The 1,533-nt window shown below is 44.6% G+C and carries 3 protein-coding genes; all 3 read right to left on the bottom strand.

Annotated features, from left to right (window positions below; genetic code table 11):
* Positions 1-112: 112 nt before the first annotated feature.
* Positions 113-457 carry a hypothetical protein gene (locus tag EST62_RS12485; RefSeq protein WP_129052396.1) on the bottom strand — a complete coding sequence of 115 codons (345 nt, stop codon included), beginning with the start codon at positions 455-457 and terminating at the stop codon, positions 113-115.
* Between the two features lie 274 nt (positions 458-731).
* Complete coding sequence (locus EST62_RS12480; RefSeq protein WP_129052395.1) at positions 732-938, bottom strand: addiction module protein; 207 nt, start codon at positions 936-938, stop codon at positions 732-734.
* Between the two features lie 104 nt (positions 939-1,042).
* Positions 1,043-1,402 carry a clan AA aspartic protease gene (locus tag EST62_RS12475; RefSeq protein ID WP_129052394.1) on the bottom strand — a complete coding sequence of 120 codons (360 nt, stop codon included), beginning with the start codon at positions 1,400-1,402 and terminating at the stop codon, positions 1,043-1,045.
* Between the last annotated feature and the right edge of the window lie 131 nt (positions 1,403-1,533).

The raw sequence follows: 1,533 nt of genomic DNA, 5'->3' as shown, positions 1-1,533 counted from the left end.
GAGTCAAGGTCGAGAAATTGAGTATAAAAAGTTGCATTCACAGCAGCTCCAACTCTTCTAAATACCTCGAAGCTCTGCTTCGAGGATCCTTTATTGCAGCATACGAATGTACTCAAGGGTTTGAGTTATCGGATTGCGAATTAATAATATTGACAATTTGAATAATCGTAATATTATTTCCTGAAAAAGTATTGCCATCAAGTTTCGCGTAAGGTTCTTCCTTTTTTTCGTTTCTGCCCCCATTCTTTAGCTTGTCATATAGCCACGATGCGAATAGATTTACTCCAATTCCTGATGAAAAAGTAAGAAATAGCTCGACCACCTTAGGGGCATCAATATCAGAATCAAAAGCCATTTCGACAGGCTTATACCGGTAGACAAGACCATCTACAGTATTTAGAAACGACGTCACCTCAGAGCTTTTACCGTAGATTGAGAATGATACAGAGTTTGTCATGGATTGCTCTCTTGTTGTTTCTTGTAAATATCGTTTACTTCGCTATCTGTAAAAGTGCGCTTACATTTGCTGCAACGGAATCCACAGTAATTATCGAAATCGTTATAAGGCTGGGCCGTTCGTCTAGTATCGATAATTTCGTTGCCGCAGTCAGGGCAGGATAGTCCCGGATGGTTCATGTTGACTCCTTTATTAAAATATGGAATGCTCATTATTTTAAAACATTACTGTCTTTGTTCAGGGGAAAGAGAAAAGCTCATGCTTCAAACCTTTTTCACACCTTCGCTAAGACCTTATCGCCCAGTATTGCCTGCACTTTACCAGATCGCAACTCTGCAAGACGACGGTTTGCCTCAACAGCCCACTTTTTATCAATTTCTGATTCCGGCTGGTTCAGACTGCGCAGCAGCGAATCCACTACAAATGCACGTTCTTCAACTGGCAGTGACACTGCTTCGTCAATAAGTTGCTTTGTATTCATTATTTAACCTTCGCTACTGATTTGTTTACCCATTCGCAGATTCTTAACCATCAACAGTAAAAAGATAGCCGAAAATATTGATCTTGCCAGCGGCTTTTCGTCGCTCACTTCGCAATCGAGGACGCGATGTTCGGGCTTTCTGGATTGACCATGACTTCCCTTGTCGTCGGAACGACCACTAAATCCATGTCCTCCATCGGAATCTCGCCGAGCAACGGCTGATCGCCCATAACCAGTGCACCGGCGAAGCCGATTCTGTTTTTGTACCGCAACTCTATCGGGCCAACGTATGGGACGAGCTGCTTGCTTCCGTCCGCCAGCGTGACCTCCTTTTTATCGATCTCCTCAAGTTGAAACTGGATTTGTACATGCCAAGGTATGCACAAGTGAACAGCACCCGTATCCGCCAGCACACTGATTTCCACAGGCTCCAGCTCAGGACGTCGTGGATTTCGCAGGGTCATCGTTGCATTTTTATACCCATCCAGGTTCCCTCGTGGCTAGTGTCAAGTCAATTCCAAAGTGTCTTGTACTTTCCCCGTCATTGCGAGGCGCATAGCGACGCGGCAATCCATGCTGAAGCAGCGAAATCAAC

Source organism: Chlorobaculum sp. 24CR, from assembly GCF_004118635.1.
Lineage (GTDB): Bacteria > Bacteroidota > Chlorobiia > Chlorobiales > Chlorobiaceae > Chlorobaculum.
The sequence above is the reverse complement of the archived record's forward strand: the minus strand, read 5'-3'. Positions and strand labels throughout refer to the sequence as shown.

Coding starts and splice junctions, on each gene's coding strand:
- EST62_RS12485 (WP_129052396.1), bottom strand. CDS start 457: ATGACAAACTCTGTATCATTCTCAATCTACGGTAAAAGCTCTGAGGTG.
- EST62_RS12475 (WP_129052394.1), bottom strand. CDS start 1,402: ATGACCCTGCGAAATCCACGACGTCCTGAGCTGGAGCCTGTGGAAATC.
- EST62_RS12480 (WP_129052395.1), bottom strand. CDS start 938: ATGAATACAAAGCAACTTATTGACGAAGCAGTGTCACTGCCAGTTGAA.